Source organism: Kitasatospora sp. NPDC005856, assembly GCF_040629945.1.
Classification (GTDB): domain Bacteria; phylum Actinomycetota; class Actinomycetes; order Streptomycetales; family Streptomycetaceae; genus Kitasatospora.
This window is the reverse complement of the sequence record NZ_JBEXWT010000053.1, coordinates 1-21,924: the sequence shown is the minus strand read 5'-3', so window position 1 is coordinate 21,924 and position 21,924 is coordinate 1. Positions and strand designations below refer to the sequence as shown.

At 72.8% G+C, this 21,924-nt stretch carries 16 protein-coding genes, 1 rRNA gene and 1 pseudogene; 15 read left to right on the top strand and 3 right to left on the bottom strand.

Annotated features, from left to right (window positions below):
- Positions 1-417 precede the first annotated feature (417 nt).
- Positions 418-621 carry an EF-hand domain-containing protein gene (locus tag ABZ449_RS26995; RefSeq protein ID WP_360350911.1) on the top strand — a complete coding sequence of 68 codons (204 nt, stop codon included), beginning with the start codon at positions 418-420 and terminating at the stop codon, positions 619-621.
- Positions 622-816: 195 nt separating this feature from the next.
- On the top strand, positions 817-2,124 hold the full coding sequence (gene aspS / locus ABZ449_RS26990) for an aspartate--tRNA(Asn) ligase (protein ID WP_360350908.1): 1,308 nt from the start codon (positions 817-819) through the stop codon (positions 2,122-2,124).
- Between the two features lie 91 nt (positions 2,125-2,215).
- Here aspS and ABZ449_RS26985 read toward each other — a convergent pair whose 3' ends face one another.
- The 3 genes from ABZ449_RS26985 to ABZ449_RS26975 form a co-directional block, all read right to left on the bottom strand.
- Complete coding sequence (locus tag ABZ449_RS26985) at positions 2,216-2,929, bottom strand: IclR family transcriptional regulator (RefSeq protein WP_030246527.1); 714 nt, start codon at positions 2,927-2,929, stop codon at positions 2,216-2,218.
- Between the two features lie 256 nt (positions 2,930-3,185).
- Positions 3,186-3,302, bottom strand: a 5S ribosomal RNA gene (rrf, locus tag ABZ449_RS26980).
- An 85-nt stretch (positions 3,303-3,387) separates the two neighbouring features.
- Positions 3,388-4,206 (bottom strand): nuclear transport factor 2 family protein, encoded by an 819-nt coding sequence (locus tag ABZ449_RS26975; protein ID WP_360350905.1) that lies wholly within the window; start codon positions 4,204-4,206, stop codon positions 3,388-3,390.
- A 200-nt stretch (positions 4,207-4,406) separates the two neighbouring features.
- Here ABZ449_RS26975 and ABZ449_RS26970 point away from each other — a divergent pair.
- From ABZ449_RS26970 to ABZ449_RS26910, 13 genes and pseudogenes are all read left to right on the top strand, one after another.
- Positions 4,407-4,958, top strand: a pseudogene (locus ABZ449_RS26970) (sigma factor-like helix-turn-helix DNA-binding protein); the annotation flags it as partial.
- Positions 4,959-5,192: 234 nt separating this feature from the next.
- Entirely contained in the window at positions 5,193-5,981 is a 789-nt protein-coding gene (locus ABZ449_RS26965) for a response regulator transcription factor (protein WP_360350902.1), read from the top strand.
- Positions 5,982-5,993: 12 nt separating this feature from the next.
- Positions 5,994-7,493, top strand: coding sequence for a HAMP domain-containing sensor histidine kinase (locus tag ABZ449_RS26960; protein WP_360350899.1), 1,500 nt, complete (start codon positions 5,994-5,996; stop codon positions 7,491-7,493).
- Between the two features lie 267 nt (positions 7,494-7,760).
- Positions 7,761-8,660 carry an LAETG motif-containing sortase-dependent surface protein gene (locus tag ABZ449_RS26955; RefSeq protein ID WP_360350897.1) on the top strand — a complete coding sequence of 300 codons (900 nt, stop codon included), beginning with the start codon at positions 7,761-7,763 and terminating at the stop codon, positions 8,658-8,660.
- A 257-nt stretch (positions 8,661-8,917) separates the two neighbouring features.
- On the top strand, positions 8,918-9,496 hold the full coding sequence (locus ABZ449_RS26950; protein WP_360350894.1) for a Uma2 family endonuclease: 579 nt from the start codon (positions 8,918-8,920) through the stop codon (positions 9,494-9,496).
- Complete coding sequence (locus tag ABZ449_RS26945; RefSeq protein WP_360350891.1) at positions 9,480-10,847, top strand: EF-hand domain-containing protein; 1,368 nt, start codon at positions 9,480-9,482, stop codon at positions 10,845-10,847. Before ABZ449_RS26950 ends, ABZ449_RS26945 begins: the two co-directional genes overlap by 17 nt.
- A gap of 421 nt (positions 10,848-11,268) precedes the next feature.
- Positions 11,269-12,813: a cytochrome ubiquinol oxidase subunit I gene (locus ABZ449_RS26940; RefSeq protein WP_360350888.1), complete on the top strand. Its 1,545-nt coding sequence runs from the start codon at positions 11,269-11,271 to the stop codon at positions 12,811-12,813.
- Between the two features lie 34 nt (positions 12,814-12,847).
- Positions 12,848-13,873, top strand: a complete 1,026-nt coding sequence (gene cydB / locus ABZ449_RS26935) for a cytochrome d ubiquinol oxidase subunit II (protein ID WP_360350885.1) — start codon at positions 12,848-12,850, stop codon at positions 13,871-13,873.
- A 4-nt stretch (positions 13,874-13,877) separates the two neighbouring features.
- Positions 13,878-17,384: a thiol reductant ABC exporter subunit CydD gene (gene cydD, locus ABZ449_RS26930; protein WP_360350882.1), complete on the top strand. Its 3,507-nt coding sequence runs from the start codon at positions 13,878-13,880 to the stop codon at positions 17,382-17,384.
- Between the two features lie 141 nt (positions 17,385-17,525).
- Positions 17,526-19,340, top strand: a complete 1,815-nt coding sequence (locus ABZ449_RS26925; RefSeq protein WP_360350879.1) for a GAF domain-containing protein — start codon at positions 17,526-17,528, stop codon at positions 19,338-19,340.
- 243 nt (positions 19,341-19,583) lie between these two features.
- Positions 19,584-19,997 (top strand): hypothetical protein, encoded by a 414-nt coding sequence (locus tag ABZ449_RS26920; RefSeq protein WP_360350877.1) that lies wholly within the window; start codon positions 19,584-19,586, stop codon positions 19,995-19,997.
- The gene (locus tag ABZ449_RS26915) at positions 19,987-20,391 is read left to right on the top strand and encodes a hypothetical protein (RefSeq protein ID WP_360350875.1); all 405 of its coding nucleotides are present in this window, start codon (positions 19,987-19,989) and stop codon (positions 20,389-20,391) included. Before ABZ449_RS26920 ends, ABZ449_RS26915 begins: the two co-directional genes overlap by 11 nt.
- A gap of 389 nt (positions 20,392-20,780) precedes the next feature.
- A complete protein-coding gene (locus tag ABZ449_RS26910; protein WP_360350872.1) occupies positions 20,781-21,815 on the top strand; it encodes a substrate-binding domain-containing protein in 1,035 nt (344 codons plus the stop codon).
- The last annotated feature ends 109 nt before the right edge of the window (positions 21,816-21,924 follow it).

Genomic DNA, 21,924 nt, shown 5'->3' with positions numbered 1-21,924 from the left:
CGCCGACTCGGCTCGCCCCGCCTCCGGCGGCTCTCCCTCCCGTGGCCCCCTCACTTGGATGCGGTGAGGGGGCCGAAAGGTTGCGGCCGGCGCGCCCCGCGGGTGCGGCGGCTCGCCCGCGCGGTGTGGCGCGCCCGCGCGCCCGGTCCCGCGGCGCCCGCTCCGCGGCGCCCGTCCCTCTGGTCCGGTCCGCCGATGTCCGGTCGCCAGCGGGCGGCGGACGGCGGACGGCGGGCGGCGGGTGGTGGGTGGCGCGGAGCGGGTGGCGGGTGGCGGGCGGCGATCCGGAGGCTGCGTCGAAGCCGGACGGCGGCGAAATGGCGGTAATTAAATAGTAGGAAATTGATCGTGGTGGAATTCGCGGGTTCGTGCTCTATGCTCCCGAGCGACGGAAGAAACTCCCAGCAAAGGAATCCCGTGAGCAGCGACGCCAGCAAGAAGTCCCAGTTCGACGAGATCGACACCGACGGTGACGGCTACATCAGCGCCGAGGAGCTCAAGGCCCACCTCCAGCAGAACCCCAAGGTGAGCGACGCCAACGCCGAGGCGCTCTTCAAGTTCGCGGACGACAACGGCGACGACCAGATCAGCTTCGAGGAATTCGCCGCGATCGTCAGGTAATCGGCTTTATCGGCAGGCAGGCCGGCCGCCCCGCCGCACAGGGGTGGCCGGCCGCGCGGTTTCCCGGATCCCACCCCGAAAACCGGGCGACTCCCACGGGCTTGATCCTCTACGGTGAACGCGCCCAGGGCGGCCGTTTACCGCCCGTCGACGTGGCGCGACCAACGCGCCCGCACCCCCAGGGAGTTCCCTGTCATGACGCGCACCCTTGTCGCGGAGCTGTCCGCACACCTCGGAGAGACGGTCACCGTCTACGGGTGGGTGAACACGCTCCGGCTCCAGCGGCGCATCCAGTTCGTGCTGGTCCGGGACCACACCGGTCTCGTGCAGGTCACCCACCTCCGCGGTGGGGAGGGCGACGCCATCGAGGCCGCCTTCGAGGGCGTGACGGTCGAGTCCGCCGTGAAGATCACCGGAAGCGTCGTCGCCAACCCGCAGGTCAAGCTCGGCGGACTGGAGATCGTCCCGTCCCGGGTGGAGATCGTCTCGCCGGCCGAGCCGAAGCTGCCGATCGACGAGAAGACCGGTGTCGACCAGCGCCTGGACTGGCGTTTCCTCGACATCCGGCGCCCGTCCCAGCACCTGGTCTTCGACGTCCAGACGACCGTCGAACGGGCGATGCGCGAGGTGTCGGCCGAGGAGGGCTTCACCGAGCTGCACACGCCGAAGCTGATGGGGACGGCCTCCGAGTCGGGCGCCGAGGTGTTCGAGGTCGGCTACTTCGGCCGCACCGCCTTCCTCGCCCAGTCCCCGCAGTTCTACAAGCAGATGGCCATCGCGGGCGGCATCGACAAGGTCTTCGAGATCGGGCCGGTGTTCCGCGCCGAGCCGTCCTTCACCTCCCGGCACGCCACCGAGTTCACCGGGGTCGACGTCGAGATCGCCTGGATCGACGGGGTCGAGGACGTGATGGCCTTCGAAGAGCGGATGCTGCACCGCGTCCTCGCGGCCGTGGCCGAACGCCACGGTGCGGCGATCGCCGAGCACTTCGGCACCCCGGTCACCGTTCCCGAGCTGCCGTTCCCCCGGATCACGATGGCCGACGCGCTCGCGCGGCTCCGCGCCACCGGCTGGGACCCGGAGGGCGTCAAGGAGGACCTCGACCCCGAGGGCGAGCGCGCGCTGTGCGCCCTGATCGCCGAGGAGACCGGCCACGAGTTCGTCTTCGTCACCCGGTTCCCGGCCGCCGTACGGCCGTTCTACCACCTGCGGCCCGACGGCGACCCGACCGTCACCGAGTCCTTCGACCTGCTGTGGAAGGGCGTGGAGATCACCACCGGCGCCCAGCGCGAGCACCGGTACGACCGCCTCGTCGCCCAGGCCCGGGAGAAGGGCATGGACACCGGGCCGCTCTCCGGGTACCTCGACTGCTTCCGCTACGGCACCCCGCCGCACGGCGGGCTCGGCCTGGGGCTGGGCCGGCTGCTCATGCTCGCGCTGGGCCTGCCGTCGATCCGGGAGGCGACTTTTCTCTTCCGAGGGCCGCACCGCCTCGAACCGTAGGAAGGGCGCCGAACGGTGGAAAGGGCCGCGCCCGAGGAGAGTTCTCCTCGGGCGCGGCCCTCTCCGTTCGTGCCCGTCGGCCGGGGGCCGGTCAGCTGCGGCGCAGCGCCTCGGTGAGCCGGTTGGCGGCTTCGATGATGGCCTGGGCGTGCAGCCGGCCCGGGTGGCGGGTCAGGCGCTCGATGGGGCCGGAGACCGAGACGGCGGCCACCACGCGGTTGGAGGGCCCGCGGACGGGGGCGGAGACGGACGCGACGCCCGGTTCCCGCTCCCCGATGGACTGGGCCCAGCCGCGGCGGCGGACGCCGCTGAGCGCGGTGGCGGTGAAGCGGGCGCCCTGGAGGCCTCGGTGGAGGCGCTCGGGTTCCTCCCAGGCGAGCAGGACCTGGGCGGCGGAGCCGGCCTTCATCGGCAGGGTGCTGCCGACGGGGACGGTGTCGCGCAGGCCGGAGAGCCGTTCGGCGGCGGCGACGCAGATGCGCATCTCGCCCTGGCGGCGGTAGAGCTGCGCGCTTTCCCCGGTGACGTCGCGCAGATGGGTGAGGACGGGGCCCGCGGTGGCGAGCAGTCGGTCCTCGCCGGCGGCGGCGGAGAGCTCGGACAGGCGCGGGCCGAGGATGAAGCGGCCCTGCATGTCGCGGGTGACCAGGCGGTGGTGTTCGAGTGCGACGGCGAGTCTGTGGGCGGTGGGGCGCGCCAGACCGGTGGCGGCGACCAGCCCCGCCAGCGTGGCGGGGCCCGACTCCAGTGCGCTGAGCACCAGAGCGGCCTTGTCGAGAACGCCGACGCCGCTAGTGTTGTCCATAGCATGATATTGCAGTCTCAGGTAGCGAGACGCAAGTCCGTTTCGATGTTCGCCATCCTGTCAGATGCCCGCAAACCGTCCCTTCCGGGACTCGGTGTCCCACATGCTGGACGCGCCGGAGCGTGGGCCGCGCCACCGGAGCCGCCGGAGGGGGAAACGACGGGGGAATCGGCGGGGAATCGGCAGGGGAATCGGCGGGGAAATGGAAAAAGCCCCTGCCGTGTCACTGTCGGACACGGCAGGGGCCGTAAGAAGAATTCGGCGGCGTCCTACTCTCCCACAGGGTCCCCCCTGCAGTACCATCGGCGCTGAAAGGCTTAGCTTCCGGGTTCGGAATGGAGCCGGGCGTTTCCCTCTCGCTATGACCACCGAAATGATCGGGCCGGGCAATTGCTCGAAAGCACTGCCTTCGCCTCGCGGTAAATCATAGCAGGAGGGAAACGGGGGATTCCGCGGGCTCAGAAGCCGATGGCCTCGCGCAGCAGCAGGACGGTCCCCCGGGCGAGCCGGGCCGGGGCGTTGAGCACCAGGAGCTGGTTCACGGCGCTCGGCCGGCCGTACGCCGCCAGGGCGCGCTCGGATTCCAGCGGGAGGACGTGCCGTTCCAGGCGCCGCAGGGCGGCCGGGAGGTCCGGGACGACCTTCTGGGCTCCGACCACCCAGATCGCCAGGGCGGCGCCGCCGACCTGGGCGCGCGCGGCCGCGGCGTCGTCCAGGACCTCGACGGTGAAGCCGTTCGCCGCCAGTGCCGCGGCCGTCCGCTCCAGCCGGCCGGCCGGCGCCGGGTCCGTGAACGAGGCCGTGTGCGGGACCGGGCCGGACGCGTTCGGGACCGGGGACGCGTTCGGCGCGGAGCCGGTCAGCGGGCTGGTGTCCAGGTACCGGGTCTCGTAGACCCGCTCGGTGAACCGCCAGCCGTCCGCCGTGCGCCGGTAACGATCGTGGTAGACGGCGTAGTTGAGCCCCTGGAAACCGTTCTTCAGGCGTGCGATCTCGTGCACGTGGGCGCGGCCCGTCGCGGTGTCGCCGTCGACGGTGATCGTCCCCGGGTGGGTGTTCTGGATGAAGAAGTCCCACTGCTCCTGGAGCTTCTCGCCGCCGACGCGGATCTGCTCCGGGCCGGTCAGCTCGATCGGGACGTCGGGCATCCGCAGCACGCCGTCCGGGGTGAACAGCGCGGCGAGGCGGGCGCGGTCGCGCATCATCACCGCGTCGGTGAACTCGGCCTGCAGGGCCGTGATCTCGACGCGGTCGGCGACCGCCTGGAAGTCGTTCATCGGGTTCTCCGTTCCGTTCGACCTGTGCGACGGATAGGACAGAACAGCCGCTCGAAATGTGACGTGCGGCGAAAGCCGTCACATCCCGGCCCGTCGCGCTGTCATAGGAGAGGAGCGGAGAACAGTCGAGTCGAAGGGGAGGGGACGCGGTGCGGGAAGCAGAGGGCGGCACCACGACCGGGTCGGGCCCGGGCGCGATCATGGGCGAGCGGCGCCGGCTGACCGACCTGGCGTACCGGCTGCTCGGTTCGTCGGCCGACGCCGAGGAGGCGGTGCGGGAGACGTACGCCCGCTGGTACGCGCTGCCCCGGCGGGAGCGGGAGGCGATCGTCTCGTCCGCCGGCTGGCTGACCACGGTGACCAGCCGGATCTGCCTCAACCTGCTCGGTGCGGCCCGGGTGCGGCGCGAGCGCCACACGGGTGAGTGGACGCCCGAGCCGCCGTCCGCGCGCCGGGAGTGGACGGACGCCACGACGGACGCCACGACGGACCCCGCAGGCCCGGCGGCCGACCCGGCGGCGAACCCGGCCGACCCGGTGACGAACCCGGCCGACCGGATCACCCGGGACGAGTCGGTGAGCACGGCTTTCCTGCTGGTCCTGGAGGCGATGCCCCCGGCCGAGCGCGTCGCCTTCGTCCTCCACGACGTCTTCAGCCACCCCTTCGTCGAGGTGGCTGCGATCGTCGGCCGCCCCCCGGCCGCCTGCCGCCGGCTGGCCACCTCCGCCCGCCGCCGGATCCTGGCCGCGCGGGGGGGCCTGATCACCCACGGGGCCTGATCGCCCGCGTCCGGCCCGTGCGCACCGGTTGCATGCCTGCGCGCACCGGTTTCACGCCCGTGCGCACACCACCGAACCCACCCCCTGTGCGCCGATCGCCCAAAAACCGACCGATAAGGTGTTAATCCAACATTCATCCATGCCGCATAGCCTCCGGGGGCTAGCCTCATGCTGAACGTCATCGTCCGACCGGGAGGCGAAAGCCCCGTGCAAGGCACTGTCACCACACCAGGCGGCTCCACGGTGGCCGGGGGCCAGGGCGAAGCGTTCCTGCTCGTCGTGGACGACGAGCCCAACATCCGCGAGCTGCTGTCCGCCTCGCTGCGCTTCTCCGGCTTCCGCGTCGCCTCCGCCGCCAGCGGAACCGAGGCGCTCGAACTGGTCGCCGTCGAGCGCCCCGACCTGGTCGTGCTCGACGTGATGCTCCCCGACCTCGACGGCTTCACCGTCGTCGAGAAGCTGCGCGAACGCACCAGCCGCGGACAGATAGCCGGCCCCGCCCACGGGCACCCCGGCGACCACCTGCCGGTGCTCTTCCTCACCGCCAAGGACGGTGTCGGCGACAAGGTGCAGGGCCTGGCCGCCGGCGCGGACGACTACGTCACCAAGCCGTTCAGCCTGGAGGAGCTGATCGCCCGGATCCGCGCCATCCTGCGCCGGGCCGGCGGCCCCGCCGAGGACGGCCGACTGGTCGTCGCCGACCTCAGCCTCGACCCGGTCGCCCACGAGGTCACCCGGGGCGGCACCCCGGTCTCGCTCTCCCCGACCGAGTTCAAGCTGCTGCACTACCTGATGGCCAACGTCGGCCGGGTGGTCTCCAAGTCGCAGATCCTCGACCACGTCTGGGCCTACGACTTCGGCGGGGACCTCTCCATCGTCGAGTCGTACATCTCCTACCTGCGCCGCAAGCTCGACTCCGGCCCGGCCCACGGCCCCAAGCTGATCCACACCGTGCGCGGCATCGGCTACGCCCTGCGCCGTCCCCCGCAGGGCTGACGGGGCCCGCTCGTGCTCGCCCGCTTCTCCTCCCGGCTGTCGCTGCGCGCCCGGCTGCTGGTGCTCGCGCTCGCCCTGGTCACCACCGGGCTCGCGGTCAGCGACACCTGCGTGCTCGGCGCCGTCCGCACCCAGCTGGTGCAGCAGCTGGACGAGCAGCTCCAGCGGTACGGGCCGCCGCTCTCCCGCAAGCCCCCGGGCCAACTGACCGCGCAGTCCGGCGGCCGGCCCGCCGTCGCCGGCCGACGGGTCAGCCTGCCCAGCCAGTACCTGGTGCAGTACCTCTCCGCGGACGGCAAGGTCCAGGCGCTGATGCGCCAGCCCGTCTCGGACAGCGACCCGGCGCCCCAACTGGCCGGACTGGACCCGACCCGGACCGCCCCCGACGTCCCCTTCGACCTGCCCGACCAGCGCGGCCAGCACCGCTGGCGGGTCCTGGTGCTGCCGCTCCAGCCGCCCCGCGGGCAGGCCGCCAACCCCAGCGCGTACGCCTCGCCGACCGTCGCCCCGACCCACGTCATGGTGGCGGTCTCCCGCGAGGACATCGACGCCACCCTCGGCAAGCTGCGCACCTCCTTCCTGGCCATCGGCGGCGGCGTCCTGCTGCTGATCGCCGGACTCGGCTTCTTCGCCGTGCGGGCCGGACTGCGGCCGCTGCGCCGGATCGAGGAGGGCGCCGAGCGGATCGCGGCCGGCGAGCTGTCCCACCGGATGCCGGAGCTCTCCCCGGGCACCGAGGTCGGCCGGCTGTCCGTCGCGCTCAACGGGATGCTCACCCAGATTGAGGCGGCCTTCGCGGCCCGCGCCGAGTCCGAGGCCCGGATGCGGCGCTTCGTCGCCGATGCCTCGCACGAGCTGCGGACCCCGCTGGCCGGGATCCGCGGCTTCGCCGAGCTGTACCGGATGGGCGCGCTGCCCACCGAGGGCGACGTCAAGCGGACCATGACCCGGATCGAGAGCGAGGCCGACCGGATGGGCGCCCTGGTCGAGGACCTGCTGGTGCTCGCCCGGCTGGACGAGGAGCGTCCGCTCGACCTCGCCCCGATGGACCTGCGCACCCTCGCCGCCGACGCGCTGCACGACCTCACCGCCCTCGACCCGAGCCGCCCGGTCGCGCTCACCGGCCCGGACGGCACCGGTGCGCCCGGCGCCGCGCCCGTCATCGGCGACGAGGCCCGGCTGCGGCAGGTGGTCACCAACCTGGTCGGCAACGCGGTCAAGCACACCCCGGCGGGCACCCCGGTCCGGATCGGGGTGGGCGCCGGACCCGGCGGCATCTGCCTGTTGGAGGTCGCCGACTCCGGCCCGGGCCTCACCGAGGAGCAGGCCCAGCGGGTCTTCGACCGTTTCTTCCGGGTCGACCCCTCCCGCAGCCGCGACAACGGCGGCGGCGCCGGCCTCGGCCTCGCCATCGCCACCGCCCTCACCCGCGCCCACGGCGGCACGCTCACCCTCCACACCGCCCCGGGCGAGGGCGCCACCTTCCGGGTCGAACTGCCCCGCCAGCGCTGACGGTCATTCCTGTCCGTCCCGCCCGAACGCCCGGAATTCCCGACGGTCCTGCCCGAAAACCCGGAATCCGGGCATTCGGGACGCGGATTCCACCGGATTTGTCGACTCGTCAATTCTCCGGCGAACCAGGAAGTCACGGAGCCCGATCATTGCCGGAATCCGGCATGGAGCGTTAAGAATGCGTGTGCCTATGATCGGCGCTGCCCGGTCGTCAGGATCTTTCCCGGCCGAGGCTCTTGCATTCCTTGAGACCCGAAAGGGGTCATCGTGAATCTCCGCCGTACGCTGGTTTCGGCCGCCGTCGTCGCCGCCTTCGTCTCGCCCGCCGCGCTCTCCGCGGCGCCCGCCTTCGCGGAGTCGGCCGGGGCCGCGCAGACCCGGAGCGACAACGGTTCGATCGCCGAACTGGAGCAGGCCGCCGCCAAGGCCGCCAAGGCCCACGATGCGGCCGTCGCCAACGAGGCCAAGGTGCAGGCCGAGGTCTCCGCCTTCCTCGACGACCCGCAGCCCTACCTGGGCACGTACCAGGAGGCCAAGGCCGCCGCGGGGAAGGCCGCCGCGGCCAAGGACGCCGCCGAGAAGGAGGCCAGGGCGGCCGCTGACGCGTTCGGGTCCGCCTCGGAGGAGGACCTGCCCAAGGCCCAGGAGCGGATGCTCAAGGCGTTCGCCGCGGCCAACGCGGCCATGGCCGCGGCCGAGCAGGCCAAGGCCGCCGTGACCGCCGCGGGCAACGCCATGGACGACGCCAAGGTCGAGGCGCTCCGGGGGCTCCACCAGGCGGGGCTGGCCACCAAGGCCGCGGCCGACGCCAAGACCGCTGCGGACAAGGCTCTGGCCGACGCCAGGGCGGCCGCCGCGAAGCCTGTCGAGAAGCCCGCCGAGAAGCCCGCGGAGAAGCCTGTCGAAAAGCCCGCGAAGAAGCCGGCCGCCGTCACTCCGGTCTCCGACACCACGACCAAGAGCACCACCACCGCCGACAAGGCGGCCACCTCGACCACGTCGACCACCACCACCCGGACCACCACCGGCTCGGCCACCGAACTCGCCGAGACCGGCTCCAACCCGGCCACCCCGTACCTGGCCACGGGCGCCGGCCTCGCGATCAGCCTCGGAGCGGCCGCCCTCTACGTCTCCCGCCGCAAGCCGGCCGCCGGCCGCGCCTCCTGACCCACTCCCGTTCGCGCCCGCTCGGGAGGAGGGCGCGACCACCCCGAACCGCAGGACAGGCCACCGGCCCGTCCTGCGGTTCCGGCGTTTCCGGCCCCGAAACTCCTCGATCGAGTGAACCAACCGCCGTTCACCCGCCCGGCTCCCCGGTCGTGTGCGACCGTCCAGCCGTTGCTTGTGCGGACTCGCGCGGGCTGATCACACTGGACGGGAAATGGGGTGTTCCGATGAGCGCGGTTGCTATTGAGGAGACCGGCGTGGACCTGGACCAGGCGCTGTGGGAGATGTGGAAGTCCATGGACGTCCCCGAGGGCATCCATGTGGAGATCATCAAGGGGTTCGAGGTGTCACCCACCGGTAACAGTCGCCATGCGCGTGTGAACAGGCGGTTGCTCCGGGCCCTGTTCGGTCACCTCCAAGGATCCGGATGGTCGCCGGGAAACGACTGCAACGTCATCCACGGGCTCAAGGTGTTCATCCCGGACGCGTACGTGGCACCCGAGGACGACGAGGAGATCGAGCATCCCGACGGCTTGGGACTGCTCGCCTCCGGAATCCCCCTCGTCGTCGAGACCGTCTCCCCCGGTGCCGAGAGCCGCCGTCGCGACCACGTCCTCAAGCGCCGCGCCTACGCCACCGCCGGAATCCCGGTGTACGTGATCATCGACGACCACGACGACGGCGGTGCCGTGACCGTCCTCAGCGGTCCGGATCCCGAGCACGGTGACTACGCCTCCTCGACCCGCGTCCCCTACGGCAAGGAGGCCGTGATCCCCGAGGGTCCCGCCAAGGGCTTCGTGATCGGCCCGGAGATCACCGGTGAGCGCCGTGGCTGACCGGGGCGCGTCGTTCCGGCGGGACCTGTCGGAGTGGCGGGTCGTGCTGGTCGCGTGGCGGCTGCTGGTGCTGCAAGCGGCGGACCCGGTGGTGTCGGCCGGGATGGCGGAGCACTCGACGTACCGGGCCCACCCGTGGCGGCGGGTGGAGCACACGCTCGGCAGCGGGCGACGGCTGTTCTACCAGGACGCGCAGACGCTGCGCCGGGAGGTCGCGCGGCTGGAGCGGGCGCACAAGCGGATCCGGGGGACGGGACCGGACGGGCGGCCCTACGACGCCCGGGACGCGGCGACCAGGGCGTGGGTGCTGCTGACGCTCTTCGAGTGCGTGGTCGCGATGCGCCGGCTGGGCGGGGACCCGTACGACGCGGTGGAGCTGGAGCAGGCGTACGCGGAGTTCCGGGAGGCGGTCGCCGCCTTCGGCCTCCCCGAGGGTGAAATCCCCGCCACCGCGGGGGAGTTGCCGGCCTACTTCGCCCGGTACGCGCGGGAGCGGCTGGAGTGCACCGAGGCGGCGCGCTACCTGCTGGGCGATCTGCTGCGCGAGGCGCCCCGGCCGCGCCGGCTCTGGTTCCTCGGCGACGCGGGGTGGCGGGTGGTGCGGCTGGTGGTGGCCCGGGTGATCCGCGAGCTGACGGTGGCGGACCTGCCGCCGGTGGTGCGGGAACGCTTCGGGCTGGTCCGCACCCGCCGGGCCGCGCTGCTGTCCGTCGTGCTGCACCGCGGCGCCGGAGCCGTCGTCCCCCTCCTCCCGGACCGGCGGCGTTACCGCTCCCCGGAGCCGTCCCGGCCGAAGCGCCGCCACCCGCACCGGGACGGCCGCGGGCCCCGGCTGGACCGCTTCTTCCGCGAGGTGCTGGACCAGACCGGCGACGGCGTCATCACCGTGCACGACCTGCGGGCGATGGCGCACAACGTCTGCTGGCAGCTGGAGCTGGACCAGGCCGGCGAGGCCCGGGTGTACGAGGCCTTCGACAGCTGGTGGGAGCAGCTGCGCACGGTGATGGACGCCGACGGGGACGGGCGGGTCAGCCGGGAGGAGTTCGTCTCGGCCACCCTGGCCGGCCTGGACCGGGACGAGGCCTACCTGGAGCGGGGGTTGCTGCCCGCGCTGCGGGCGCTGTTCACCGCGGCGGACACCGACGGCAGCGGCTTCCTGGAGTTCGACGAGTACCGCGCGGTGTTCGGCGGGCCGCGCGTGCACCCGGCGGAGCTGTCGCAGGGTTTCCGCCAGCTGGACGCCGACGGGGACGGACGGATCACCCGGGAGGAGTTCCTCGCCGGCTTCACCGGCTTCTTCACCGCGCGTGCCGACTCCATCCCGGGCACCGAGCTGCTCGGCCGCGCGTAGCGAGGGCGCGTAGCCCGGTCGCGCACGCGGCGACGTCGCGTACAGCCGGGGTACGGCCGCGCCGCGCCCCGGCGGACCCGCCCGTAGCACGCCGGTCCGGCCGGCGCGACCGGCTCGCGAGCCTGTCAAGCGCCGGTTCGGCCAACAACGTCCGGCCACCCGCCCGGTCGTTCGTTGCCCCGGCCCGCCGCGGGTCCGCAGACTGTGCGGACCGCGCCGCCGACCGTGACGCACCGCACAGGGCTGTCAATCCCACCCCACCTGCAGTTCCCCCGTAAGGATGGTGGATACTGCTCCTTGTGAACGTGTTCACGTTCACAAGCGGACAAGCTTGCGTGGTTGAGCAACGGTCTACGGCTATAGATGAAGTTTGTCCGGAAGACGCCCGTCGTCACGCGGGCAGGTTGGGAGAGAGGGCGACGTGGAACTGGCAATCGCTCACGAGACCATCGCGCGATGGCAATTCGGCATCACCACCGTCTACCACTTCCTGTTCGTCCCGCTCACGATCAGCCTGGCCGCGATCGTGGCCGGGCTGGAGACCGCCTGGGTGCGGACGAACAAGGAGAAGTACTTCCACGCCACCAAGTTCTGGGGAAAGCTCTTCCTCATCAACATCGCGATGGGCGTGGTCACCGGCATCGTCCAGGAATTCCAGTTCGGCATGAACTGGTCCGACTACTCCCGGTTCGTCGGCGACGTCTTCGGCGCCCCGCTCGCGATGGAGGCGCTGATCGCCTTCTTCTTCGAGTCCACCTTCATCGGCCTGTGGATCTTCGGCTGGGACAAGCTGCCGAGGAAGATCCACTGCGCCTGCATGTGGATGGTGGCGCTGGGCACCGTGCTCTCCGCCTACTTCATCCTGGCCGCCAACTCCTGGATGCAGCACCCGGTCGGCTACGCGATCGACCCGGTCACCGGCAAGGCCCAGCTGACCGACGTCGTCCGGGTGCTGTTCCAGAACACCACCCTCGTGGTCGTCTTCCACACCCTGACCGCCGCCTTCCTCACCGGTGCGGCCTTCGTCGTCGGCATCGCCTCCTTCCACCTCTGGAAGGCCAAGCGCAAGCCCGAGACCGCCGACCCGAAGAAGACCGCCGCGATGCGCACCTCGCTGCGGCTCGGCCTGGTGCTCGCGGTGGTCTTCGGCGCCGGCACCGCGCTCAGCGGCGACACCCTGGGCAAGGTCATGTTCGAGCAGCAGCCGATGAAGATGGCCGCCGCCGAGGCGCTGTGGGAGACCCAGTCGCCGGCGCCCTTCTCGGTCTTCGCCGTCGGCGACGTCAGCAAGGGCCACAACTCGGTCGCCCTGGAGATCCCCGGGATACTGTCCTTCCTCGCCCACAACGACTTCAGCTCGACCGTCCCCGGCATCAACGACACCGCCGCCGCCGAGGCCGCCCAGCACGGCGGCAACCCCAAGGACTACATCCCGAGCATCTTCGTCACCTACTGGGGCTTCCGCCTCATGATCGGCTTCGGGATGACCTCCTTCCTGGCCGGCCTGATCGGCCTGTGGACCACCCGGAGGAAGCTCTTCCTGCACCCCGAGTTCCGCACCGGCGAGACCGAGGTGCCCCGGCTGATGCTCACCCCCGGGCGCGAACTGGGGCCGCTGCTGACCAAGTGGAGCTGGCGGATCGGCATCCTGACCATGGGCTTCCCGCTGATCGCCAACAGCTTCGGCTGGATCTTCACCGAGATGGGCCGTCAGCCCTGGGCCGTCTTCGGCCTGATGACCACGGCCAGCGCGGTCTCCCCGAACGTCAGCGTCGGCACCCAGGTCGGCGCGCTGGCCACCTTCACCACGCTGTACGCGATCCTGGCGGTCATCGAGGTCCGGCTGCTGGTCAAGTACGCCAAGGCCGGCCCGGTGGTGACGGAGCAGCCGCCCACCAAGGACCCGTCGTTGCGCGGGCCGTCCTCGGACGAGGACGCCGACAAGCCGCTCGCCTTCGCCTACTGAGGCGCCGGGACCACCGGGGAACTGAGGATCTGACATGCAACTCCACGACGTCTGGTTCGTGCTGATCGCGGTCCTGTGGATCGGCTACTTCTTCCTGGAGGGCTTCGACTTCGGGATCGGCGTGCTGACCAAGCCGCTGGCCCGCAACACCACCGAACGCCGGGTGCTGATCAACACCATCGGCCCGGTCTGGGACGGCAACGAGGTCTGGCTGCTGACCGCCGGCGGCGCCACCTTCGCGGCCTTCCCGGACTGGTACGCGACGCTCTTCAGCGGCTTCTACATCCCGCTGCTGGTCATCCTGGTCTGCCTGATCGTCCGCGGCGTGGCCTTCGAGTACCGGGCCAAGCACGACGGCGCCCGCTGGCAGCGGAACTGGGAGGAGGCCATCTTCTGGACCTCGCTCCTCCCGGCCTTCCTCTGGGGCGTGGCCTTCGCCAACATCGTGCGCGGCGTGGACATCGACGCGCAGAAGAACTACGTCGGCACCCTCTGGGACCTGCTGAACCCGTACGCGCTGCTCGGCGGCCTGGTGACGCTCGCCCTGTTCACCTTCCACGGCTCCGTGTTCGCCGTGCTCAAGACCGTCGGCGAGATCAGCGACCGGGCCCGGAAGGCCGCGCTCCTGTCCGGGCTGGCCACCGCCGTGCTGGCCCTGGTCTTCCTGGTCTGGACCCAGGCCGACCACGGCAACGGCCGCAGCCTCGCCGCGCTGGTCGTCGCGGTGATCGCCCTGGTCGGCGCCCTCGCGGCCAACCAGCTCCGGCGCGACGGCTGGGCGTTCTCGCTCTCCGGGGTGACCATCGTGGCCGCCGTCGCGATGCTCTTCCTGTCGCTCTTCCCGGACGTCATGCCCTCCACCCTCAACCCGGACTGGAGCCTGACCGTCACCAACGCCGCGTCCTCGCCGTACACGCTGAAGGTGATGACCGTCGTGGCGGCGATCTTCACCCCGCTGGTGCTGCTCTACCAGGGCTGGACGTACTGGGTGTTCCGCAAGCGGATCGGCGTCCAGCACATCCCCGGGCACAACCCGGCCGCCCCGCTCGACCAGGCCTGACGCCATGAAGCCGGTCGACCCCCGACTCCTCGGGTACGCCCGCACCACCAGGGCCTTCCTCGCCGGATCCGTGCTGCTCGGCGCGGTCGGCGCGGCCCTGGTGGTCGCCCAGGCGAGTCTGATCGCCGAGATCGTCGTCCGCGCCTTCCAACGCGGGGCGACGCTCGGCGAACTGACCACACCGCTGCTGCTGCTCGCCCTGACGGCGGTCGGGCGCGGGCTGGTCGGCTGGCTCACCGAACTCACCGCGCACCGGTCCGTCGCCCGGGTGAAGTCCACCCTGCGGCGCCGGCTGCTCGACCACGCCACCGCGCTCGGCCCGTCCTACCTGGCGGGCCGGCGCACCGGCGAACTCACCACCCTCGCCACCCGCGGCATCGACGCCCTGGACGACTACTTCGCCCGCTACCTGCCGCAGCTGGCGCTGGCCGTGGTCGTCCCGGTGATCGTGCTGCTGCGGATCGTCGGCGCCGACTTCACGTCGGCCGCGATCATCGCCGGGACGCTGCCGCTGATCCCGCTGTTCATGGTGCTGATCGGGATGGCCACCCAGTCCCGGATGGACCGGCAGTGGAACACCCTGGCCAGGCTCTCCCACCACTTCCTCGACGTGGTCGCCGGGCTGCCCACCCTCAAGGTGTTCAACCGGGCCCGCACCCAGGCCGCCACCATCGCCCGGATCACCGCCGACTACCGCCGCGCCACCCTGCGCACCCTGCGGATCGCCTTCGTCTCCTCCTTCACCCTGGAACTGCTCTCCACCCTGTCCGTCGCGCTGGTGGCCGTCACCGTCGGCTTCCGGCTGGTGGACGGCACGCTCGACCTGGAGACCGGGCTGCTGGTCCTGGTGCTCGCCCCCGAGGTGTACTTCCCGATCCGCCAGGTCGGCGCGCTCTACCACTCCAGCGTCGAGGGGCTGACCGCCGCCGACGAACTGTTCCAGGTGCTGGAGACCCCGCTGCCCGCCGCCGGCACCACCCCGGCGCCGGACCTCTCGGGCGCCGTGATCGCCGCCGAGGGCCTGGTCGTCCGGCACCCCGGGCGCACCGAGCCCGCCCTGGACGGCGCCGGGCTGACCCTGCGTCCGGGCTCCAGCACGGCGCTCACCGGCCCCAGCGGCGCCGGCAAGTCCACCCTCCTCGCCGTACTGCTCGGCCTCACCGCCCCCACCTCGGGCACCGTCCGGATCACCGCCGACGGCTGCGTCCACGACCTGGCCGAACTGGAGCCGGAGAGCTGGCGGCGGCAGATCGCCTGGGTGCCGCAGCACCCGCACCTGTTCGCCGGGACGGTCGCCGAGAACCTGCGGCTCTACCGGCCCGGGGCCACCGACGAGCAGCTGTGGACGGCGCTGCGGGCCGCGCACGCGCTCGACTTCGTGACCGACCTGGCGGCCGTCCTGGGAGAGGACGGTGCCGGGCTCTCCGCCGGGCAGCGTCAGCGCCTCGCCCTCGCCCGGGTGCTGCTCGCCGACGACCGTCCGCTGGTGCTGCTGGACGAGCCGACCGCCCACCTGGACGGCGCCTCCGAGGCGGCCGTCGTGGACGCCGTCCGGGCGCTGGCCGCCGACCCGGCGCGCACCGTGCTGGTGGTCGCGCACCGGCCGGCGCTGCTGGCCGTCGCGGACCAGCGGGTACGGCTGGCGGGGGCCGCCGCCGCGCCCGCCGCCGCGCCCGCTCCGTCGCCCGTCCCGCTCGCGCACCGCGGACGGCACAGCGGGAAGCCGACCCCCGCCCCCGCCGTTGCCGAGGAGTCCGGGCCCGAGGGCGGCACCACCCCCCGGCTGGCGCTCTCGATCCTGCTCGGCGCACTCGCCCTCGGCTGCGCCGTCGCCCTGATGGCCACCTCCGGCTACCTGATCTCCCGGGCCTCCCAGATGCCGCCGGTGCTCTACCTGATGATGGCCGTCACCTCGGTCCGGGCCTTCGGCATCGGCCGCAGCGTCTTCCGCTACGCCGAGCGGCTGGTCTCGCACGACGCGGTGCTGCGCACCCTCGGCACCCTGCGGGCCGCCGTCTACCGGCGGCTGAGCGCGCTCGCCCCGGCCGGACTGCCGGCCTTCCGGCGCGGCGACCTGCTCTCCCGGCTGGTCGCCGACGTGGACGCGATCCAGGACCACTACCTGCGCTGGCGGCTACCGGCCGCGGTGGCCGGCCTGGTCGCCCTGGCCTCGACGGTGGCGATGGCCGCCTTCCTCCCGGCCGCCGGGCTGGTGCTCGGCCTCGGACTGCTGCTCGCCGGCGTGCTGGTGCCCGCCCTGGGCGCGCGCTGGTCGGCCGGTGCCGAACGGCGCCAGGCCCCGGCGCGCGGGCGCCTGGCCACCGCCGTGGTGGACGCCCTCACCGGTACCGCCGAGCTCACCGTGGCCGGCGCCCTGCCCGGCCGGCTGACCGCCGTCCGCACCGCCGACGCCGCGCTGACCGGGCTGGCCGCCCGCTCGGCCGCCACCACGGCCCTCGGCACCGGGCTGATCACCCTGCTCGCCGGGCTGACCGTGACCGCCGCGGCCGCCGTCGGCGTCCAGGGGGTGCGCGACGGGCTGCTGGCGCCGGTCTGCCTGGCCGTGGTGGTGCTGACCCCGCTGGCCGCCTTCGAAGCCGTCACCGGGATGCCGCTCGCCGTCCAGGCCCGCCAGCGCAGCCGCGCCGCGCGGGCCCGGCTGGACGAGGTGCTCTCCGCGGAACCCCCGGTCACCGAGCCCGCCGAACCAGTGGCGCTGCCCGAGCGGCCGCTGCCCGTCGCGGTGCGCGGGCTGACCGTCCGGCACCCCGGGCAGCCGGTGGACGCGCTCGCCGGCGTGGACCTCGACCTCGCGGCCGGCCGCCGGATCGCCGTGGTCGGCCCGTCGGGCTCCGGCAAGACCACCCTCGCCCAGGCGCTGCTGCGCTTCCTGGAGCCGAGCGCCGGGACGGTGACGTTCGCCGACGGCCGTCCACAGGCTGTGGACAGCCGCGCGTTGGCGGGCGAGTCCGTCCGCCGGGTGATCGGGCTCTGCGCCCAGGACGCCCATGTCTTCGACAGCTCGCTGCGGGAGAACCTGCGGCTGGCCCGACCGGACGCCGAGGAGGACGAGCTGCGCGCCGCGCTGGCCGCCGCCCGGCTGCTGGAGTGGACCGAGGGCCTGCCGGACGGCCTGGACACCATGGTCGGCGAGCACGGCGCCCGGCTCTCCGGCGGCCAGCGCCAGCGCCTCGCCCTCGCCCGGGCGCTGCTCGCGGACTTCCCCGTGCTGGTCCTGGACGAGCCCGCCGAGCATCTCGACCTGCCCACCGCCGACGCCCTGACCGCCGACCTGCTGGCCGCCACCGAGGGCCGCACCACGGTGCTGATCACCCACCGGCTGGCCGGGCTGGACGACGCCACGGTGGACGAGGTGCTGGTGCTGGACGGCGGGCGGGTGGCCGAGCGGGGCCGCTGGTCCGAGCTGGTCGCCGATCCGGACGGGCGGCTGCACGCGATGTGGCGGCGGGAGCGGGAGGCGGACGGACTGCTGGAGCCGGTGGGCCGGTAGTCACCCCGCCCGGCCGCTCCGCCACACCGCTCCGCCACACCGCTCCGCTGCCCGTTGCCCGCCGCCCGCCGCCCGTTGCCCGCCGCCCGTTGTCCGCCGCGCCGACCTTCGGCTGAAAAGCGTACAAACTAGGCTTTCTCCATGGACCCCACGCCGGACCTCTCCGAGGCCACTCCCGAGCCGACTCCCCATCGGGTGCCCGAGATCGCCTCGCTGGGGCTGGACACCCTGGTCACCGAGGTCGCCGAGCGCCTCCAGTCGGCCGCCGCGGTCACCGACCGGATGCAGCGACTGCTGGAGGCGGTGGTCTCGATCGGGGCCGGGCTGGACCTGCACGCCACCCTGCACCGGATCGCGGTGGGCGCGGCCGAACTGGTCGACGCCCGGTACGCGGCGCTCGGCGTGATCGCCCCCGGCGGCACCGGCCTGGCCGACTTCATCCACGTCGGGGTCGACGACGAGACCGCCGCCGGGATCGGCGAACTGCCCGCCGGCCGGGGCATCCTCGGCGTGCTCATCGACCGCCCCGAGCCGCTGCGGCTGACCGACCTCGGCGCCGACCCGCGCTCCTCCGGGTTCCCCTCGCACCACCCGCAGATGAGGACCTTCCTGGGCGTGCCGATCCGGGTCCGCGCGGAGGTGTTCGGCAACCTCTACCTCACCGAGAAGAAGGGCGGCGGCGCCTTCACGCCCGAGGACGAGCAGGTGGTGCACGCGCTCGCCGCGGCGGCCGGCGTGGCCATCGAGAACTCCCGGCTGTACGAGGAGGGCCGCCGCCGCGAACGCTGGATCGCCGGCGCCGCCGCCGTCACCACCGCGCTGCTCTCCGCCGAGCAGGCCGAGACGGCGCTGACCGTCGCGGCCGAACAGGTGCGGGAGCTGGCGGACGCCGCGCTCGGCATGATCCTGCTGCCGACCGGCCCGGAGGGCGGCGTCGAGGGCGACGGCCAGATGCGGATCGCCCACGCCTCCGGCGAACTGGCCGAGTACGTCCGCGGCGAACTGCTGCCCAGGGAGAGCTTCGCGGCCCGGCTGCTCGCGGGGGAGAGCGTCTCCCTGGACGACATGTCCAGCGATCCGACCGTGGTGATCCGGCTCGCCCGCCGCTTCGGCCCGTCCCTGGCCGTGCCGATGGTCGCCGCCGGGCGGGTGCTCGGCGGGCTCTGCGTCTGGCGCCCCTGCGGTGCGCTGCCGTTCACCGACAGCGAGAAGCAGCTCGCCGAGACCTTCGCCTCGCAGGCCGCCCTCGCCCTGCGGCTCGCCGAGGGCCAGCGCGACCAGCAGCGACTGGCCGTCTTCCAGGACCGCGACCGGATCGCCCGCGACCTGCACGACCTGGTGATCCAGCGGCTGTTCGCGACCGGGATGATGCTGGAGAGCGCCGCCCGGCGGGCGGTCGTCCCCGAGGTGAAGGTCGGCATCGGCAAGGCAGTGGACGAGCTGGACGCCACCATCCAGGAGGTCCGCACCACCATCTACGCCCTCCAGCACGACGACCACGGCGACGCGCCGGACACCCTGCGCACCCGGGTGCTGCGCGAGGCCAGCCAGGCCGCGGCCGCGCTCGGCTTCAAGCCCGCGGTGAGCTTCGTCGGGCCGGTGGAGAGCCTGGTCGGCGAGAAGACCGGCCGTCAGCTGCTGGCGGCACTGCGCGAGATGCTCTCCAACACGGCCCGGCACGCGCGCGCCTCGCGGGTCGGCGTGGAGATCGACGCGACCATCCACCTGGACGAAGGGGGCCGCCCGGTGGGCGGCGACCCGGAGGCGCTGGACCGGGGCGGGCGGCCCGGTGTCCTGCTCACCGTGACCGACGACGGGGTGGGCATCCCGTCGGGCGGCCGGCGCAGCGGACTGCTCAACCTCACCCGGCGGGCCGAGGCGCTCGGCGGCGACGCCTGGTACGAGAGCGGGCCGTACCGGAAGGGGACGCTGGTGCGCTGGACCGCCCGGCTCTGAGCGTTCCAGGTCGTTCAGGGCCGGTTCCGGAGTGCTTTGGAACCGATTTTGGACCGGGTTCGGATCGGTATCGGACCGGTATTGGACGGGTTCCCGACCAAGAAGCGTGAAAGTTAAACGAGAGAGAACTTCCCGACCAACAGCGCAAGTTGTGAACGTTCTGGGCTTTCGGGGCCTCCGTGTGCACACATAGCTTTGCTCCCGCTCGGAGGGGAATCCGGAGGCAACCGGACGGAGGGGGCAGTGAACGCTGCCGGCCGCGGCTACACCGCAGCAGGGGCAAGTCGAGGGGGGTTCCGCGCCGAACGGGCGGCGGACGGGCGCTACCGCTGGCAGCTGAAGGCGCCCAACGGGCGGGTGGTCGCGATCACCCCGGCCGCGTTCGAGACGGCCGGTGAGGCCGAGCGGAGCTTCGACGGCCTGCGCGCCGCAGCGACCGGGCTGACCGCGCGGATCACCCACGTACGGGAGGGCATCGGCTGGATCTGGGTCGTCCCGGGTTCGCGGGCACTCCCCGAGGTGCGTTCCAGCCGCGCGTACGAGCGGTACGCGACCTGCCAGAACGCCTTCCGACGGTTCGTGGTGCTGCTCTCCAAGCAGCCGCCGCGCGAACTCCCGGAACCCGCCGTGCCGTTGAGACGCACCGATGGCCGCTGAGCGGCGCGGTCCGCGGCTGCTGATCGTGCCGGCGGCGGACCGCTGTCTCGGCTGGGCGCTGCGGGCCGCCAACGGGCGGCCGCTCGGGGTCGGCGTGCGGACCTACCGCGGCGAGGAGGAACTCGCCGAGGCTGTACGGCAGTTGCTGATCGAGCGGGCCGCACTGCGATGTTCGGTCGGCCAGTCCGAGGGGCGTCAGTGGGTCTGGGCCGCCTACCTGCCGGTGCGCAGCACCCGGCGGGGGGCGGCCGACGCCGTTCCGGTCGCCCGCAGCGCGCGGGGGTACCTGCGGCGGGACCAGTGCCAGGCGGGGATCGAGGGGTTCCTGGCCGGACTGCAGTGGGTGGGGCAGGAGTTGCGGCGATCGGGGCGGGACGGCCGCTGGCCGCTGTGAGCATCCGGACCGAGGGCGGTCCGCCGGGTGGCGGACCGCCCTGTCGGCGTTCCCGGAAGGGCCGCCTCCATCGGGTCTCCCCGCGTGCTGTTCCGGTGAAGGACAGGTTTCCGGCAACACCCCGAGCAGCCTCCTGGAGAAGAACGTCGACCGGGCTCACGGGCCCGGAAGTGCCCGTGTCACGTGCACGCTGACCAGTGGCTAAACCTCGCCGAACCGATGAGTCGACATTCTCCGGCCGGACCCGACGTCTCTTCCGGCGGAACCTCCCCGCCGGACAGGATCGGCACTGCCGGCGAGGCCGCAGCGGACGCGGCCACACGGCCCCGGACTCCCGAACGGAGTGCGGGTTCACGCGATGTACGTCTCTCCCCCGGAGGAAGAGGAACATGCGCAAGACCGCTGCCAAGCTGCTCACCGTCGCCGCGCTGGCGACCTCCATCGCGACCGTCGTGGGCGGCACCGCCGTCGCCGACCCGGCCGCCGGTGTCACCCCGCGCGCCATCGACTTCGTGGGCACCGGCTCCGACACCACCCAGTCGGTGCTGAACCAGCTCGCCGCCGACTACAACGCGTCGCTGACCGACCCGAACGCCCCCCGCGTCTACAGCTGGGACGCGACCGGCACCTCGCCGATCACCCCCAAGACCGGTGCCACCACCATCACCCGCCCGAACGGCTCCGGCGCCGGCATCACCGCGCTGAACACCTACACCAAGGCCACGGTGGACTTCGCCCGCTCCTCGCGCGGCCCGCAGGCCTCGGACCCGACCACCGACGACTTCGTCGCGCTGGCCAAGGACGCCGTCGCCTGGGCCGCCCCGGCCACCGGCAACGCCCCGGCGAACCTGAGCACCGCGAACCTGAAGGACATCTACACCTGCGCGGTCACGACCTGGAACCAGATCGACCCGTCGCTGCCGAACGCCACCATCAAGCCCTTCCTGCCGCAGACCAACTCCGGCACCCGCTCGTTCTTCCTGACCACGATCGGCGGCGGCGTCGCGGTCACCCCCGGTGCCTGCGTCATCAGCGGCACCCAGGAGAACCAGGGCAGCGACACGGCCCTGGCCGACGTCAACGCGCTGGTCCCCTACTCCGTGGCCCACTACATCGGCCAGGTCTACTACGGCAAGGGCAGCGGCTCCGACGTCCAGGGCCCGCTGACCATCCGCAACGTCGACAACACCACCGGTGGTCCGGTCGACACCACGGCCAAGACGATCAGCTCCACCTTCGCGGCCACCCCCTACGCCCGCGTGGTCTACAACGTCTTCCGTGACGCCGAGTGGACCTCGAACGCCACCCTGCGCGCCATCTTCGGCAAGGGCGGCTGGATCTGCGCCAACGGCGCCAACGACATCAAGAGCTTCGGCTTCCTGCCGCTGTCCTCCTTCGCCTGCGGCTCCGTCACCCACTCCTGATCCACCCCGCACCACACCGGCGGCCGCGGGGGGGGGCCCCCCGGGGGCCCGGGGCCCCCCCGAGCCAAGGGGGCCCACGCGGGGGGGGGCCCCCCCCCCGAGGCCCCCC

Bases quoted from the DNA above. Each gene is read 5' to 3' on its own strand.
- ABZ449_RS26925 (WP_360350879.1), top strand. From the start codon at position 17,526: ATGGACCCCACGCCGGACCTCTCCGAGGCCACTCCCGAGCCGACTCCC.
- ABZ449_RS26985 (WP_030246527.1), bottom strand. From the start codon at position 2,929: ATGGACAACACTAGCGGCGTCGGCGTTCTCGACAAGGCCGCTCTGGTG.
- aspS (WP_360350908.1), top strand. From the start codon at position 817: ATGACGCGCACCCTTGTCGCGGAGCTGTCCGCACACCTCGGAGAGACG.
- cydD (WP_360350882.1), top strand. From the start codon at position 13,878: ATGAAGCCGGTCGACCCCCGACTCCTCGGGTACGCCCGCACCACCAGG.
- ABZ449_RS26915 (WP_360350875.1), top strand. From the start codon at position 19,987: ATGGCCGCTGAGCGGCGCGGTCCGCGGCTGCTGATCGTGCCGGCGGCG.
- ABZ449_RS26975 (WP_360350905.1), bottom strand. From the start codon at position 4,206: ATGAACGACTTCCAGGCGGTCGCCGACCGCGTCGAGATCACGGCCCTG.
- ABZ449_RS26910 (WP_360350872.1), top strand. From the start codon at position 20,781: ATGCGCAAGACCGCTGCCAAGCTGCTCACCGTCGCCGCGCTGGCGACC.
- cydB (WP_360350885.1), top strand. From the start codon at position 12,848: ATGCAACTCCACGACGTCTGGTTCGTGCTGATCGCGGTCCTGTGGATC.